The organism is Aquisalinus flavus (assembly GCF_014640095.1).
GTDB classification, from domain to species: Bacteria; Pseudomonadota; Alphaproteobacteria; order Caulobacterales; family Parvularculaceae; genus Aquisalinus; species Aquisalinus flavus.
The window spans coordinates 1,995,510-2,011,370 of sequence record NZ_BMGH01000001.1 but is presented as its reverse complement, the minus strand read 5'-3'; the positions used below and the strand labels follow the sequence as shown (position 1 = coordinate 2,011,370).

Sequence of the window (15,861 nt, the reverse complement as noted above, 5' to 3'; positions counted from 1 at the left end):
GAACGCTCACGCGGCGCGGATGGTGTTTCCGGCCATCGGTTCAACCCAGGCGCGGAACGCGTCGGCCAGTTTCTGCATGGCGATCAGCTTTTCGGCGCGCGGCAGGGCCGTGGGCGGGCCCATATCGGTCTTGTTGACGTCGACGATATAGATCCTGCCATCATGGCGGTCGCGCAGGATGTCGAGCCCGCCGAAATCGAGGCCGATCCGCGCGGCGAATTCCAGCACCAGTGTCTGTTCGCTGGCGGACAGCTCGGCGTCGGCGCTCGACAGGCGGACGCGGAAATTGTGGTTGGAAAAGCGGGTCGCGGCGGTGCGCTGCTTGAGATAGATCGCCGGCAGGGTGCCGCCGACCACCGGGGTGCGGATATCGGTATAGATGCGCCCGTCGGCGGTATTGTCGATCAGCCGCTGGAACACTGCCCCCTGACGCGGGACGACATAGGGGCAGGGCGTGATCTGGCCGTCATGCACGCCATTGCGCTCCGACTTCATCAGCGCGATACCGGAATAGGTATACGGATCGACGCTCAGGCAATAGCCGAAGACCTGCTCGAAAACCTCCGCCACCCGGCTCTTGCGAATATCCGAACAGCGCGAATTGATCATGTATTTGCCCGGCATGACGGCGGGCATGGCGCCGGCGGTTTCGCGATCCTCGAAATAGAACAGGATGTCGGCCTGGGCGGGATCGCGAACGATATTGATACCGGCGAGGCGGCAGACCGGCCAGATCGCATACCAGACCTGCGGCGCGACCGGGGTAAAGCAGATGCGGATGGGGCGGGCGTGCGGCAGGCTGCCGGGATGGCTGAGACCGTCGACATAACTGCGCGCCGAGCGGGCTGCACGTATCGCGGTCACTTCCATGGTAAAGGACGCAACGCTCGCCACGTCCTTCATGAACCCCTGGTTAATACTGATACGCGCGCCGGTATTGCGAACGATCAGCTGCCCGTTTTCAAAACCGAAGTCACCCAACATAGTTCATCTCCGCTGCCGCTCCATCATGCCACAAATCCGTATGGTTACCAGCGGCAAATTTCGGGGCCCACGGGATCGTCAACGCGAAAAAGTCCTTTTCTGACTATAGTTTAATCGACAGTTTCGTTGCGAAAGCTGGATTTATTGTTATTTTCTGATCGAGAGACCAAAGAGGTGGAATGATGAACAAGTTTAGTATTGCGTTGATTGGGTGTGCCAGTGTTCTGGTTGCCTGTGGCGGCTCCGATAATGGTATCGAAGAAGCGCCGCAGACCGCGACCCCGTCCGAAGAGACCAGCCCGGCAGATACGACTGCCGATGGCACGATGTCCGATGGCACGATGGCCGATGGCGGCCTGGATGAGGGCATGGGTGAGAGCATGGCAGCTGATGACAGTGCCTTTGGCGATACGGGTAGTTCCGTATACGTTTACGAAGGCGTCGATCTCAGCGCTCCCTACACCTATACCGACCCCAGCTGGGCGACAGCGGATTTCCACGTGGCCGGCAGCGAATTTGTCAGCCTGCCGGAAAACGAGGGCAACGTGATGGCGGCGGGCGACGCGGTCGTGATCCAGGGCGAGTTCGCAGCTGACACCTCCCATTCGACACGCTCGGGTGCCGTCTACAGGGTCGACACGGAAGCTGAAGCGCTTTTCTCGGACTCCATGGTCGAGGTGACGGTACGCGCGCGCGGCGGTGATTTCAGCGTACTGTATTTCACCAACCAGGTCGGCAATTCCGGTATCCAGCGTTTTGAGGGCTCCAGCGACTGGCAGACCTACAGCTTCACCTACGACATACCGGCCATGATCGACGCCCAGGGCGATATGATCAGTGTCCTGCCGTCTTCCGACGATCCGGTCCAGGTGTCCGGCATCGCCGTCAACGTGATGGAATAGAGCTTTCCTGCTACAGAATGGGCCGCATCGGGACTATCGGTGCGGCTTTTTCATGGGTTGACGGTTGCTCCTTCGCAAAAGCCGTTGCAATGACCTGTGAAGGCGGTATCTTCCCGCCACCTTCATTTTTTCTGAGGACAGCATGAACAAGAAATTACTGACGTTTGCCCTGGCCGGTCTGGTTGCCGCGTGCGGCCAGCCCGAACCCGAAGTGGAAGAGGTCGTTATCGCCTCATTCGAGGCCGATCTGGCTGATTATTTCGCGGACTGGTCGCAGGCTCCCAGCATCAATGTCGACGAGACCGGGCTGACGCTTCAGGGCGACTACCAGCGCGAAGCCTCGCACCAGGTGACCTCCGGCATCGTGTACCGGCTGCCGGACGAGGTCGAGTACGCGGCCTCCGAGAACATCGCCCATGTCTCTATTACGGCCCGGGGCGGCCCCTATGCGGTGAATTATTTCACCATGGAAGTCGGCCATGCCGGCTGGCAGATGTATGAGACCAGCGAGGACTTTGCCGAGCAGGAGTTCTCTTTCGAGGTCCCGGCCATGGTCGACGGGCTGAGCGACGTCATCAGTATCGTGCCACTGAGCAGCGAGCCGGTGCAGGTCTCTGATCTCAGCGTGCGGGTCACGATGAAAGACGGCGGCGCCCAGCCAGCCGAATAATGGCGACGGGCGGGATCTTCTGCAGGTTCCGCCGCGCCAGCTCCAGGCTACTTTAAGGCTATCGGCCCGTTCCGGAAACAGACTGCTTACCGGGGCGCTTGCGTGGCCGTGACTGAATGCAAAACATTCCGCCGTTAAGGCTGCTGCGCGCTTGCAGTGGCCGGATCGCTTGCCTATAGTCCGAAGTCGATGAGACAGGCTCATTCGGGGGTTAGTGAATTGGTTTTGCGGGAATTTTCAGGTTCCAGCCCGGTCTTGCGCCACGCCTTTCCGCCGGTGGGAAATGTTGCGATGAAGCGGCATCAGAAATCCGTTTCCCCTTCCACCGGATGCTGGCAGGTTGGGGCGCCGGGTCATCGCCTTACGGGCGCCGTCCTGTTCAATCATCCGGCCGTAAAAGCGTTTGAAAGTATCGACCTGTCATGAACACGCCTGCCACTCGCAAGAAGAAACGCCCGACGACAAAACGGACCCGAAACCGCAAGAGCGCGACGACGTCCAGCGGCGTTCAGGACAAGCAGGCATCGACATCGCCTGGTGAACGGGAGGCTGAAGCCACGCCGTCGAAATCTATCCTGACTCCGGCAGAAGAGGCCACGCCGCTCGGGCGCAAGCTGACGCTCGTCAATAATCGCCTCGAGAGCCTGACCAGGCAGCTTGACAGCCAGCAAGAGATAATCAGTACCCTTCGCACATCGCTTGAGCAAGAGCGGCAGAAACGAGACCTGTCTGAAACGGCGGCCCGCAAGAAAAGCGAACAGGTCGCCTTTCTCGAGGATGAATTAAGCGGCCTCGAAGGCGATGTCAGAGACCGCGATGCGCAGATCGAGGCACTGCGCGCGCAGCTCGCGACCAGCGAGGATGCCGTCGCCCAAGCCAAGGCTGACGCCCGCGCGTTTCGTGAGGAAATGCAGATCGCGCAGGAAGCAGCGAAAGGCCGGGTTGATACCCTTGTACAGGACCTGGCCGCCAGGGACGCGCAGCTATCCGAGCTGGGGGCCGAGGTCTCGCGGCTGAAGCAAAAGGAAGACATCCTGCCGGCGCTTGAAAAGGAAACCGGCGACCTCAAAGAGGAGCTGCGCCGCGCTCACGAGGCGATCGCCGCAAGGGACCGGGAGCACGAACAAACGCGCACCGTGCTGGCCGACCTTCAGCAGCAGCTTGAGATGGCGCACGCCCAAGCCAAGGCTGACGCCCGCGCGTTTCGTGAGGAAATGCAGATCGCGCAGGAAGCAGCGAAAGGCCGGGTTGATACCCTTGTACAGGACCTGGCCGCCAGGGACGCGCAGCTATCCGAGCTGGGGGCCGAGGTCTCGCGGCTGAAGCAAAAGGAAGACATCCTGCCGGCGCTTGAAAAGGAAACCGGCGACCTCAAAGAGGAGCTGCGCCGCGCTCACGAGGCGATCGCCGCAAGGGACCGGGAGCACGAACAAACGCGCACCGTGCTGGCCGACCTTCAGCAGCAGCTTGAGATGGCGCAAAACAAAGTCTCCGAGACACAGGCGCGAAACCAGAAAACAGACAAGGCATATCACACCACCGCCCGGCAGCTGTCGGACGCCTCCCGGCTTCTCCGGGACGCCGAGAGCGGCCTGCGCCTGCGCAATGCGGAAATGGCGTTGTACCGGACGCAATCGCAGACATTGCAAGGCCAGCTTGCCGACATGCAGGCTGAAGTGGACGACCTGCGTCAGCGCAAGGGGCTCGGCAAGCTGGGCGATATTGTCCGCCGCGGTCACTTGCCCGCCTTGAATGCCGCGCACATGGCGCTGATCAATGAGAGTATCCTGTTCGACAAACGGTGGTACCTGTCCCTGAACCCGGATATTGCCGAAAAAGCGGTGCACCCGGGAGAGCATTATCTCGTCGGCGGCGGGGCGGAAGGCCGCGACCCGCACTTCCTGTTCAGCACCGAATGGTATCTCGGCCGCAACCCGATCGCGCGAACAGGCAAGCTGAGCCCGCTGGTCGACTACCTGATGGCCAAGCCGGGCACACGGATCAGTCCGCATCCGCTGTTCGATGGAAGCTGGTATCTGGAACAGAACCCTGACGTTGCCGAGAGCGGGGTCAATCCGTTCGAACACTTCCTTTCTTCCGGCTACAAGGAAGGGCGCAGCCCGCATCCGATGTTCGATCTGCAATGGTATGTCGAAAAATATGCCGACGTTGGCAGGGCGGATATCAACCCGTTGGTCCATTACATCAAGTTCGGCGGCAAGGAAGGGCGCGACCCGTCACCCTTTTTCAGCTCCCGGAAGTATCTCGAGCGTTATCCCGACGTGCAGGAGGCCGGCATCAACCCGCTGCTGCATTATGTTGTCAGCGGGCAGGCGGAAGGCCGCGACCCCTTCAACAGCGATCTTTTCCAGCGTCAGGACTGGACCAGCGGCCTGACACCGGTTGCGCTGGAGGCCGGCTCGGCCGTGGCGAAACAATCGCCCAAACCGGATTCCGCCGCCGTCAAGCCAGCTGAAGAAATGACGGACACGGAGCTTCTGGAAAGCTCATCGCTGTTCAACGCCGCATGGTATCGCAGCGAATACAAGGATATCGAGCGCGCAGGTGCCGATCCGCTGCGTCATTACCTGAAAAATGGTGCCAGGGAAAAGCGCAATCCCGGGCCGGATTTCAATTCGGCGTGGTATGTCGAGACCTATCCGGACGCTGCCGCCGCGGACATGAACCCGCTGGCGCATTATCTCAGGGTCGGGGCCGCGAAGGGATATCTGCCCAAGCCGAGCCTTCAGAAAATGCCGTGGTGGGGACCGATCAACGGCCATCTGACCCCTGAAGGCCAGAACGCCCCCGAGCCGCTCGCCCACGAAGCCGGCCTTGCGCTTGCGCGGGCCGAGAAAAATTCCGCCCCGATTGCAATCGTCATTCCCGCCTATAATGCGCCAGAGGAGCTGGCGGATTGCCTTGCCTCCGTCGACAGACATACGCCGTCGCCGCGGCGGGTGATCGTGATCGACGATTGCAGCCCCGATCCCGCCGTCGCCAAGGTGCTTGCCGGCTTCGACGGAGCGGAGGGTTTCGAGATCCTCCGTAACGAGACCAATCAGGGCTTTACCCGGACGATCAATCGCGGACTGGGCGAGGCCGGCACCTCGGATGTCATCATCCTCAATGCGGACACGCGTGTCACCCCGAACTGGGTGCGCAATCTGCGTCTTGCCGCCTATTCGCGCGAGAAGATCGCCACGGTGACGCCGGTCTCCAACAATGCAGGTGCATTCTCCGTACCCGTCATCGGACAGGAAAACTTCGTGCCGGAAGGCCAGACCCTGGACGATCTCGCCCGCGCCATCAGCCAGGCTTCCCTGCGTCTTTATCCTGAAACGCCGACGGGCAACGGCTTTTGCATGTATATGCGCCGCGATGCGCTCGACGAGGTTGGCGGGCTGGACGCGGAAGCGTTCCCCCGGGGCTATGGCGAGGAAAACGATTACTGCATGCGCGCCGGCAAGCTCGGCTGGACCCATATCATCGACGATGCGACATATATCTATCACGTCCGCTCGGCCAGTTTCGGCGGCGAAAAGGACGAGTTGATGAAGCAGGGCCGGGCCGTCGTCGATGACCGCCACCCTGAATATACGCCGTCGGTCCGGGCATTCGTGAAATCCGAAAGCCTCGTCGCCGTGCAGGATCGCGTCGGGCAGATCTATCAGTGCCTCGCCCGGGCGCAGCACGGGGTCAAGCCGCGCGTCCTGTATGTGTTGCCTGCCCTGTCGGGCAAGGGCGGTACGCCGCAGACCAACCAGGACCTGATGGGGGCGCTGGACGACCGGATCGAGACCTTCCTCCTGCGCTCTACCGGCAAGGTCGTCTCGCTGCACTATTATCAGGGCGGCAGCTATATCGAGATGGAGCGGGCCGAACTGGCCGAAGCCCTCGCCCCGTTCCCCCATGACAATGATCAATATGACGCGCTGGTTGCCGAATGGATGGCGCGCTATGCCTTCGAACTCGTCCATATACGTCATATTGGCTGGCACGGCCTTGGCCTGATGGATATGGCGAAGAAGCTGGATATCCCGTGCTTCTTCTCCTTCCACGACTTCTATACCGTCTGCCCCAGCGTTCACCTGCTGGACGAGAACAACGTCTATTGCGGCGGCCGGTGCACAGCGAGCGCTGGCGAATGCGAATACCGGATGTGGGACGATCACAAGTTCCCGCCGATGAAGAACAGCGGCGTTCATGACTGGCGCGAGAGTATCGCCCGCCACCTCAAGGATTGCGACATGCTGATCACCACGGCGAACAGCGCCCGGGATATCGTGCGTGACAACTTTCCGCAGCTTTCCGACATACCGTTCGAGGTGATCCCCCATGGCCGGGATTTCAGCGCGTTCGATAACGATGTCGTCGAGCCGGTGAAGCAGGACGAGCCTCTGCGCCTGCTGCTGCCGGGCAATATCGGCCTCGCCAAGGGCGCCCGGATCGTGGCCGACCTGGCCGAGCGCCTGCGCGGCGAACCGGTCGAGATCCATATTCTTGGCGTCTTCAAGGATGTCGAAAAGCCCGACAACATCATTGAGCATGGCCCCTATGAGCGCGAGGAATTCGCCGACAGGCTGCGCCAGATCAAGCCGCATGTCGGCGGGGTGCTGTCCATCTGGCCGGAGACCCACTGCCATACGCTGACGGAGATGTGGGCCGCCGGCCTGCCGGTGATCGGTCTCGATATCGGCGCGGTGGGCGAGCGCATCCAGTCGACCGGCGCCGGCTGGCTGCTCGGGCTGGACGATGCAACCGATCAGCTCGCGGATCTTCTCTTGCGCCTTCGCGGCGATGCCCTGGACTACAAGGACAAGGCCGACGCTGTCCAGGCATGGCAGGTCTCCGAGGGCCAGGTGCGCAGTAACGGGTGGATGGCAGAGCGCTATTTCTCGCTCTATTCGCAATACATCCGATAGTCATACCGACAATAGCCGCACGGGGAGCGCTGACATGAGCCGGACACGACCCAAGATCGAGATTGTACCGTCGAGAACCTCTGATGGCGTCACGCCTGCAGGGTCCGGCTATGTGCGGCTTCTCCTTCCTTACACGAATGATACGATCCGCCGGCATTGCACTGTCGGCGTTTCCGGTTTCGACAATCTGTCCGGCGACGTGATCATCTTCCAGCGCGAGGTGCCGAATATTTCCGCACGGGATGTTCGTGAAAAACTTGGCGTGCTGAAGAATGAGGGGGTTCGCATCGTTTATGACATCGACGACAATCTCCTCGACAAGGATGGCCTGCAGGCGCGGGGCTATTCAAGGGAAGAGGCCGACGAGGCTGGCGACAAGGTCGCCATGCTGCTGGAGGCCGCCGACCTCGTCACCGTTTCCAACGACAGGCTCGAAGCCAAGATGCGCGATGTCGCCGCCAATGTGCGGATCGTGCCGAACCGGCTCAGCGCCAGCCTGTGGCAGACGACGCGGCGCCGGCGGACCCCCGGCACGCCCGTGCGTATCGGCTATATGGGCACGCGCACCCATGAAAAGGATCTCGCCCTGATCCGCGAAGCCGCCGTCTTGGTGGAGGAGAAATTCGGCGCTGACGTGCGGTTCGAGATCATCGGCGGCTCGAGAGACGGCGCCGGGTTCGGCGAGCAGGTCGCCTTGCCCGGGCGGAATGCCTATCCGTTTTTCGTCCACTGGCTCAAGGAAGCGGCCAACTGGGATATCGGCATGGTGCCGCTGGTCGATGACGAGTTCAACCAGTACAAGAGCTTCCTGAAATATCTGGAATATTCAGCACTCGGCGCGGCGGCGATCGCCTCCAACATGAGTGTCTATAACGAGATCATTACGCATGGCGAGAACGGGCTTCTCGCCGCGGACGATCCGCAGGACTGGGTCGAGAGCATTACCTCCCTTGTCCGCGATCGCGAGAGGCGCGAGCGCCTGGCCAGCGCCGCCGCGGATCTGCTGGCGGCCGATTATGCGATCGAAGCGGCGGAACAGTACTATCTCGACAATATCTGTGCGGCGCTGGGCATGGACATGGCTGAACTCGAAAACCATGACGGCAGTTTCAGCCGCCGGCAGTATCACGCGTCGATCGACGCCTGACGGCGCTTGCAACCCTGTGTGGCTCGGGCCAGATTGGGCCTGATGCAAGCCAGGATGATGTCTTGAAGAAAATACTCGATTTTTTGTCCCGTAGCACTGCGGCCGGCACCATCGACACCGTCGATGAGGCGGGGATACAGGGCTGGGCCTTTGCATCTGACAGCGATTTTCGGCAGGCCGTGTATCTGGTCATCGATCGCGCGGTACGCCTGCCCGTCACGATCGATATTGTCCGCGAGGATGTCGTTGCGGCGGGCGCGGCGCCGGAGCCGCTCACGGGATTCCATCTTACCAGTTCCTTCCTGTCACAGCTTTCCGCTGACGATGGGGGCGCCTTTTTCGATGGCGGCAGTCACCATCTCGCCCTGGAGGTTTCCGGCAGCGAGGTCTTCGCAATGGAGACCGGGCTGACGCTGCTCGTGCCCACCGATCCCGGTATTTCAGGTTCTATCGATTGCGCCGATGCCTTCGGTGTGGAGGGGTGGGTCTTCGACGAGGCAGGCAGACACGAGACGCAGACCCGGATCTCCTTTGATCGACAGGTAAGCGTACCGGTCACGGCGTTTCATCCGCGTCCGGATGTACAGGAAGCGAGGGGGCTGCCCGGCGACAAGGTCGGATTCTCCGTCTCGTTTGACAGCCTGTCGCAAGACGACCGGGCGAGGCTGGAACCGCTTGTCCAGGGCGGGGATCTTGCCATCGCGTTGTCCGTCGCCGGAAAGCCTGTTCAGTTCCAGCGGGCCGGTTTTGCCGGATATTCGACGCTCCAGGTCAGCGAAGCGGCGAGCGGTATCATCGAGGGATGGCTCGCGGTCGAAAACATGCCGGACCGTGAGCTGTTCGTCGATATACTGACGAATGGCCATTTGCTGGGATCGATTGCGATGACGCGGGTGGACCTGGCGCGGGCACAGGCGGAGGGCAGGGCATGGGGATGCGCCTTTTCGCTGCGGCTTGCCTGTTCGCCGACGGGCCAGGCGCGCGATACGCTGCGGTTCCGGCTGCATGGGACGATAGGCCAGAAAGAGCCGGAGCTGACGCTCGCTCTGCCGCCGCGCCGTGACCCGGCGCCGGGTCTGATGCTTGCCGGTGCGCGTCTGCCGCTCCCCGGGCGCGTCACGATCGTGATCCCGGTGCACAATGCAGCGCGGCAGTTCGAGGCCTGTCTTGAGAGTATTTTCCGGCATACCACACACCCGGCCCGCCTGGTGATCGTCGATGATGCCAGCACCGACCCTGCCATCGGCGAGATTCTGGCGCGCTATCAAAGCCATCCGCTGGTCGAGATCGTCCGTCACGCGGAAAACCGGGGGTATACGGCAGCGATCAATAGCGGCATCGCGGTGCATCAGCGCGGCGATATCGTGCTGCTCAATTCCGATACCCGCGTGACCCCGCGCTGGCTGGAAAACATGGTGCTGGCGTCGCGATCGGGGCCGCGCATCGGCACGGTGACCGCCTTATCCGACAATGCCGGGGTTTTCTCCGTCAAACCCGGCGGCGGCGGCCTGCCGGCAGGGATCGACGAGGCGGCGCTGGCCCGGGCCGTGACCCGGTCTGGCGGCTTCGTCTATCCCGAAACACCGACCGGTAACGGCTTTTGCCTGTATCTTGCCCGCGAATGCCTTGATGAGACCGGGCCTTTCGATGCCGGGAGCTTTCCGCGTGGCTATGGCGAGGAAAACGATTTCTGCATGCGGGCGATCGCTCATGGCTGGCGGCATATTATCGATGACCGCACGCTCGTCTTTCACGATCATGCAGCCAGTTTCGGCGATGAGAAGCAGCCGCTGCTCGACCGGGCACGGACGATCCTCGACCAGCGCTATCCCGATTACGCCGCAAGAGTGGCAGCGTTCGTCAAGGGCCAGGAAATGCACCTGGTGCGGGCGCGGCTTGGCGCGGCGCTGGAGGCGCTGGGGCGCCGGCCCGACAAGGCGCCGCTGGTGCGCGTGATGTATGTGATCTCAGTGTCCGAAGGCGGCACGGCGCTGACCAATCAGGATCTGATGGCGCAGATGCAGGGAAGGATCGAGACATTGCTGGCCGAATGCGACGGCCGCCTGATGACCCTGTCGCGTATCGCCGGCGACGAGCGGGACGTGCTCGAGACCTATCATCTGTCGACGCCCGTCGACCCGGCGAGCCATCGATCCGCCGAGTATGACCGCGTCATGGCAGGATGGCTTGCAATCTATGGTGTGGAGTTGATCCATGTGCGCCATATCGCCTTTCACAGCCTCGGCCTGACCGATATCGCGAAAAGCCTTTCCGTCCCCGTTATATTTTCGTTCCACGACTTCTATGCAGTCTGTCCCACCGTGAAATTGCTGGACGAGACGCTGACCTATTGCGGCGGGACCTGTACGACGACGGCAGGCGAGTGCGCGGTCGATCTGTGGACGGGGCATCCGCTGCCGCCCCTGAAGGATCGCTGGGTGCATGACTGGCGCCGCAATTTCGCCAGGGTCCTGCGGTCCTGCGACCGGTTCGTCACCACGTCGCAGACGGCACGCGACGTCATCGCCCGAAACTTTCCCGCGCTGCCGGCAGAGCATCTGCGGGTCATTCGCCATGGCCGCGACATTGCCGATATGGCGCCCCCGAGGAAAACCCCGCCGGACACGGACAGGTCATTGCGCGTCCTGGTGCCCGGCCATCTGTCACCGGCCAAGGGCAGTCATCTCATCAGCGAGATCAAGGCCCTCGACCGGGAAGGGCGGATCGAGTTTCACCTGATGGGCAATGCAGCCGCTGTTCCCGAAATGGACGGCATCGTCCATCACGGGCCGTATGACCGCGCCGGTTTCGCCGACCAGGTAAGGGCGATCGACCCCGATATCGGGGCGGTCCTGTCGATCTGGCCGGAAACCTATTCCCACACGTTGACGGAATTATGGGCGGCGGGCCTGCCGGTTCTCGCCATCGACATCGGCGCCGTGGGCGAGCGCCTGTCCGAAACCGGCGCAGGCTGGCCGGTGCCCGCCGAGGCGGAGGCCCTCGCCAGTGTTCTGTTCGATCAGCTGATGGCGATTGCCAGCGAACCGGGCTGCTGGAACGGTATGGCCGACAGGGTCGCCGCGGCGCAGGCCGGGCTTATGGCGCGACCTGTTGCCGACATGGCGGCGGATTACAGGGCACTCTATGAGGACGTCCTGCAGGGCGTGTTCACCCGTTGAGGAGCAGGAGGCGCCTGCGTCCGGATGGGCGCAGTCACGCTGCGCCACGACCATGGAAACGATCGCTTCGCCTGCATTAACTTGAGGCGATTTGACCGCAGGGTGATCTAGGTGTCTGCCTTGTACCCGAACCGCTTCATATAATCGGCGCACTCCGTTTCGATCTTCTTGATCTCTTCCGGCGTCAGACGTTCCGCATAGGTCGTGCGGCCCAGCTGTTTCTGCGGCGTGGTCGGCGCGCGATAGGGGACAGGCTTGTCTCTTTCCCGGGCAAGGAAAGCGAGAGGCTCGCTGGCGTGATCGACGCCGATATGATCCTCAAGTTTCTGGAAGATCTCGTCGCCTTTTTCCAAGACAAAATCCTCATATTTGATATCCATCACCCGCTTGGGGAATTTCTGCTTCAGCTCGACCATGCTGCCGGTGTGACGGCGCCAGATATTGATGCGCCGGTCAATGTCGTCGGAATAAACCTTGATGTCCTTGTAGGACGCCGCGCAGGAGCGCGGATCGCGATGGATGTGGATAAACCGCGCCCGGCGCATGGTTTGGGCAATGAAGGTCAGGCAGTCCGGTGAATGCGTGTCGGCATAGCCAGGGTTCTTGTCGCCGAAGGCCTTGATCACCTGGTCGACCGAATTGCCGGAACCGGCAGGGCAACCGAGATTGGTCTTGTCGATCTTCGCCTTGTAGAACTTGCGGAAAAGATGTCCGGTGATCCCCAGCATCTCGTTGCGGAATTCTTCACGCATGGGATGTTCGGGCAGCATCTCCGTCGGGTGTTCGGTCCGCCGCCGCAGATCATTGAACATCGTCCACATGCGCAGCTCATTGGTGATGAGAACCTGCGGATGGCTGTTGAGGGCGGTCGTGAGGAAGGTCGTTCCGGATCGTGGAGCCCCGGCAATGATAACGGGGGTCGCATCCGGTGCAAAAGGAGTTTTGTCGGCCATATGTAAGATTAATTCGCCTGTGGGCACCTGCGTGAAGCCCCTCTTTTCAGGGAAATTCAATCACGGGTCAATTGCAAATACGTCCGCGCAGGCCATCTGCCGCAAATGCCCGGTGCACGGTGGCCATTGACGCGCGAAAGAAGGGTAAATGGCCAGATTTCCGACGACAAGTTGTTGCCGTCAGCATGAGGGCTGATTATACCTTGTGCTTGTGTTCTTCTCATGCGATGCGTCGCACAGGTTATGCTCGGGGGTCGTGCTCACATGAAACTGCTTGTTACCGGGGGGGCGGGGTTTATCGGCTCCGCCGTCGTTCGTCAGGCTTTGGACAAAGGCTTTGAGGTCATCAATCTGGACAGCCTCACCTATGCCGCCAATCTGGAAAATCTCAAAGGGTATGACGACAACCCGAAATATGAGTTCGTCAAGGCTGACATCCGCGACAAGGAATTGATGCGCGAGGTTATCAGCTCGACCAGACCTGACGCGATCATGCATTTGGCCGCCGAGTCCCATGTCGACCGCTCGATCGACGGACCGGAAGACTTTCTCGTCACCAATATCATGGGCACGTTCAACCTGTTGAACGCCGCGCGGGAATATTACGAGACCCTCGACGGCGACGCCCGCGACGGTTTCCGCTTCCACCATATCTCCACCGATGAGGTGTATGGCTCGCTCGGCGCGGAAGGGCTGTTTACCGAAACGACGCCCTATCAGCCGAACTCGCCTTATTCCGCGTCCAAGGCCTCGTCGGATTTCCTCGTGCGGGCGTGGAGCGAGACCTTCAAGCTGCCGGTAGTGACGACCAATTGCTCGAACAATTACGGCCCGTTCCAGTTTCCCGAGAAACTCATTCCGGTCGTCATTCTCAACGCGCTGGAAGGCAGGCAAATCCCCGTTTACGGCAAGGGCGAAAATATCCGCGACTGGCTGTATGTCGAGGATCATGCCGAGGCGCTGCTGGTCGCCATGCAGAAGGGCGTGCTGGGCGAGACCTATAATATCGGCGGCAATAATGAGCGCCGGAATATTGACCTGGTCACGACCATCTGTTCACTGATGGATGAGCTGGCGCCCAAATCCCACCCGCATGCCGACCTTATCACCTATGTTACGGACCGGCCGGGTCACGACATGCGCTATGCCATCGATGCCAGCAAGATCGAGCGCGAGCTTGGCTGGGGACCGAATGTGACTGTCGAGGAAGGTCTCCGCCAGACCGTCCAATGGTATCTGGACAATGAGTGGTGGTGGCGTCCGCTGCGTGAGCGCGGGGCCTCCGATCGTGTGGGGCTGGCAAGCGCGAAAGGGCGCTGAGCCATGAAGATTCTCGTATTCGGTAAAACCGGTCAGGTCGCGACCGAGATCAAGGCGCTAGGCGCCGGGCGTCCGGACGAGCTTGTGATGCTGGGCCGGGACGACGCTGACTTTGAAAAGCCGGCGGCGCTGCCCGCCGTGATCGCTGCGCACAGGCCGGATATCGTCATCAATGCCGTTGCCCATACCGCGGTCGACAAGGCCGAGAGCGAGCCGGAACTGGCCGAGACGATCAACGCAACCGCGCCGGGTCACATCGCCCGTGCCTGCGCCGGGGCCGGCATTCCCTTCATTCATATCTCAACAGACTTCGTTTTCGATGGCGAGTCCGATACGCCGTACAAGGAAGATGACGCGGTTCACCCCCTCGGCGTCTATGGCGCGACGAAGCTGGCCGGTGAACAGGCTGTGCTCGATGCCGGCGGCCAGTCGGTCATCCTGCGCACATCCTGGGTCTTTTCCGCCCATGGCGGCAATTTCGTCAAGACGATGCTGCGCCTGGCTGAAAGCCGGGACGAGTTGAACATCGTCGCCGACCAGCGCGGTCAGCCGACACCGGCGGCCTATATCGCCGACGCGATCTACACGATTGCCGACGCACTGGCGCAGGGCGGCAAGCAGTCGGGCATTTATCACTTCAGCGGGGCTGGCCCGTGCAGCTGGGCCGATTTTGCCCGCGAGATTTTCCGCGCGGCGGGCAAGCAGGTTACCGTGCATGATATTCCGGCAAGCGAGTACCCGACACCGGCAAAGCGCCCGGCATTCTCGGTGCTCGATTGCTCGAAGATCGAAGCGGACTTCGGAATTGTAACGACAGGCTGGAAGCCGGGGCTGGCGGATGTGGTGTCCGATCTCGGCGAGGCGTCCAACTAAGGGAACAGGTGTATCATGAAAGGTATCGTACTGGCCGGTGGATCCGGGACCCGGCTTTATCCGATCACAATCGGCGTCAGCAAGCAGATGCTGCCGGTCTATAACAAGCCGATGATCTATTATCCGATCAGTGTGCTGATGCTGGCTGGTATCAAGGAAATCCTGATCATCACGACGCCGCATGACCAGGAAATCTTCAAGAAACTGCTGGGCGATGGCTCGCAATTCGGTGTGCGCTTCGAATACGCGATCCAGCCGGAGCCGGAAGGGCTGGCACAGGCCTTCATCATTGGCGAGGAGTTCGTCGATGGCGATCCCTGCGCCCTGATCCTCGGCGATAATATTTTCCATGGCGGCGGCATGAGCAAGCTGTTGCAGGCGGCAGCCAGTCAGGAAAACGGCGCCACCGTCTTCGCCACCCATGTTCATGACCCGGAACGCTATGGCATCGTCGAATTCGACGCGACCGGCACGGTCAAGAGCATCGAGGAAAAGCCCGACCATCCGAAATCCCATTATGCCGTCACCGGTCTGTATTTCTACGACGCGACCGTTTGCGAAAAGGCGAAACGGGTCGAGAAATCCGCCCGCGGCGAGCTGGAGATTACCAGCCTCAACCAGATGTATCTGGAGGAGGGCAGCCTGTCGGTCCAGCTTCTCGGGCGCGGCTATGCCTGGCTCGACACCGGCACTTATGAATCCCTGATGCAGGCTTCGCACTTCATCCAGACGCTGGAAAACCGTCAGGGCATGGCCATCGGCAGCCTCGAGGAGGTTGCGTTCCGCATGGGCTATATCACCCGCGAAAAACTGGCGGAAATGGCAAAGCTCTATGCCAAGAACGATTATGGCCGTTACCTGAAGGAAGTGGCCGACGAAAAGGCCTGAGACCGTTCCGAACCGATATG

10 protein-coding genes are annotated in these 15,861 nt (G+C 61.2%); 8 read left to right on the top strand and 2 right to left on the bottom strand.

Annotation, left to right across the window (positions count from 1 at the left end; genetic code table 11):
* Positions 1-6 precede the first annotated feature (6 nt).
* Positions 7-984: an ATP-grasp domain-containing protein gene (locus tag IEV88_RS09270; RefSeq protein ID WP_188158713.1), complete on the bottom strand. Its 978-nt coding sequence runs from the start codon at positions 982-984 to the stop codon at positions 7-9.
* 179 nt (positions 985-1,163) lie between these two features.
* Here IEV88_RS09270 and IEV88_RS09265 point away from each other — a divergent pair, with 179 nt between their 5' ends.
* From IEV88_RS09265 to IEV88_RS09245, 5 genes are all read left to right on the top strand, one after another.
* The gene (locus IEV88_RS09265) at positions 1,164-1,886 is read left to right on the top strand and encodes a hypothetical protein (protein ID WP_188158714.1); all 723 of its coding nucleotides are present in this window, start codon (positions 1,164-1,166) and stop codon (positions 1,884-1,886) included.
* A 142-nt stretch (positions 1,887-2,028) separates the two neighbouring features.
* Positions 2,029-2,556, top strand: coding sequence for a hypothetical protein (locus IEV88_RS09260; protein WP_188158715.1), 528 nt, complete (start codon positions 2,029-2,031; stop codon positions 2,554-2,556).
* A gap of 422 nt (positions 2,557-2,978) precedes the next feature.
* The gene (locus IEV88_RS09255; RefSeq protein WP_188481211.1) at positions 2,979-7,481 is read left to right on the top strand and encodes a glycosyltransferase; all 4,503 of its coding nucleotides are present in this window, start codon (positions 2,979-2,981) and stop codon (positions 7,479-7,481) included.
* 34 nt (positions 7,482-7,515) lie between these two features.
* A complete protein-coding gene (locus IEV88_RS09250; RefSeq protein WP_188158717.1) occupies positions 7,516-8,628 on the top strand; it encodes a glycosyltransferase in 1,113 nt (370 codons plus the stop codon).
* Between the two features lie 83 nt (positions 8,629-8,711).
* A complete protein-coding gene (locus tag IEV88_RS09245) occupies positions 8,712-11,807 on the top strand; it encodes a glycosyltransferase (RefSeq protein WP_188158718.1) in 3,096 nt (1,031 codons plus the stop codon).
* Positions 11,808-11,914: 107 nt separating this feature from the next.
* Here the strand turns inward: IEV88_RS09245 and IEV88_RS09240 are convergent, their stop codons facing one another.
* The gene (locus IEV88_RS09240) at positions 11,915-12,760 is read right to left on the bottom strand and encodes a sulfotransferase family protein (RefSeq protein ID WP_188158719.1); all 846 of its coding nucleotides are present in this window, start codon (positions 12,758-12,760) and stop codon (positions 11,915-11,917) included.
* A gap of 264 nt (positions 12,761-13,024) precedes the next feature.
* On the opposite strand from IEV88_RS09240, the gene rfbB reads away from it, so the two are divergent.
* Genes rfbB through rfbA form a run of 3 tightly spaced genes read left to right on the top strand, consistent with a single transcriptional unit; the run spans position 13,025 to position 15,841 of the window.
* Positions 13,025-14,080 (top strand): dTDP-glucose 4,6-dehydratase, encoded by a 1,056-nt coding sequence (gene rfbB, locus IEV88_RS09235; protein WP_188158720.1) that lies wholly within the window; start codon positions 13,025-13,027, stop codon positions 14,078-14,080.
* Between the two features lie 3 nt (positions 14,081-14,083).
* The gene (gene rfbD / locus IEV88_RS09230) at positions 14,084-14,953 is read left to right on the top strand and encodes a dTDP-4-dehydrorhamnose reductase (protein WP_188158721.1); all 870 of its coding nucleotides are present in this window, start codon (positions 14,084-14,086) and stop codon (positions 14,951-14,953) included.
* A 15-nt stretch (positions 14,954-14,968) separates the two neighbouring features.
* On the top strand, positions 14,969-15,841 hold the full coding sequence (gene rfbA / locus IEV88_RS09225; RefSeq protein ID WP_188158722.1) for a glucose-1-phosphate thymidylyltransferase RfbA: 873 nt from the start codon (positions 14,969-14,971) through the stop codon (positions 15,839-15,841).
* Positions 15,842-15,861 lie beyond the last annotated feature (20 nt).

Bases quoted from the DNA above. Each gene is read 5' to 3' on its own strand.
- IEV88_RS09270 (WP_188158713.1), bottom strand. From the start codon at position 984: ATGTTGGGTGACTTCGGTTTTGAAAACGGGCAGCTGATCGTTCGCAAT.
- IEV88_RS09265 (WP_188158714.1), top strand. From the start codon at position 1,164: ATGATGAACAAGTTTAGTATTGCGTTGATTGGGTGTGCCAGTGTTCTG.
- IEV88_RS09260 (WP_188158715.1), top strand. From the start codon at position 2,029: ATGAACAAGAAATTACTGACGTTTGCCCTGGCCGGTCTGGTTGCCGCG.
- IEV88_RS09255 (WP_188481211.1), top strand. From the start codon at position 2,979: ATGAACACGCCTGCCACTCGCAAGAAGAAACGCCCGACGACAAAACGG.
- IEV88_RS09250 (WP_188158717.1), top strand. From the start codon at position 7,516: ATGAGCCGGACACGACCCAAGATCGAGATTGTACCGTCGAGAACCTCT.
- IEV88_RS09240 (WP_188158719.1), bottom strand. From the start codon at position 12,760: ATGGCCGACAAAACTCCTTTTGCACCGGATGCGACCCCCGTTATCATT.
- rfbB (WP_188158720.1), top strand. From the start codon at position 13,025: ATGAAACTGCTTGTTACCGGGGGGGCGGGGTTTATCGGCTCCGCCGTC.
- rfbD (WP_188158721.1), top strand. From the start codon at position 14,084: ATGAAGATTCTCGTATTCGGTAAAACCGGTCAGGTCGCGACCGAGATC.
- rfbA (WP_188158722.1), top strand. From the start codon at position 14,969: ATGAAAGGTATCGTACTGGCCGGTGGATCCGGGACCCGGCTTTATCCG.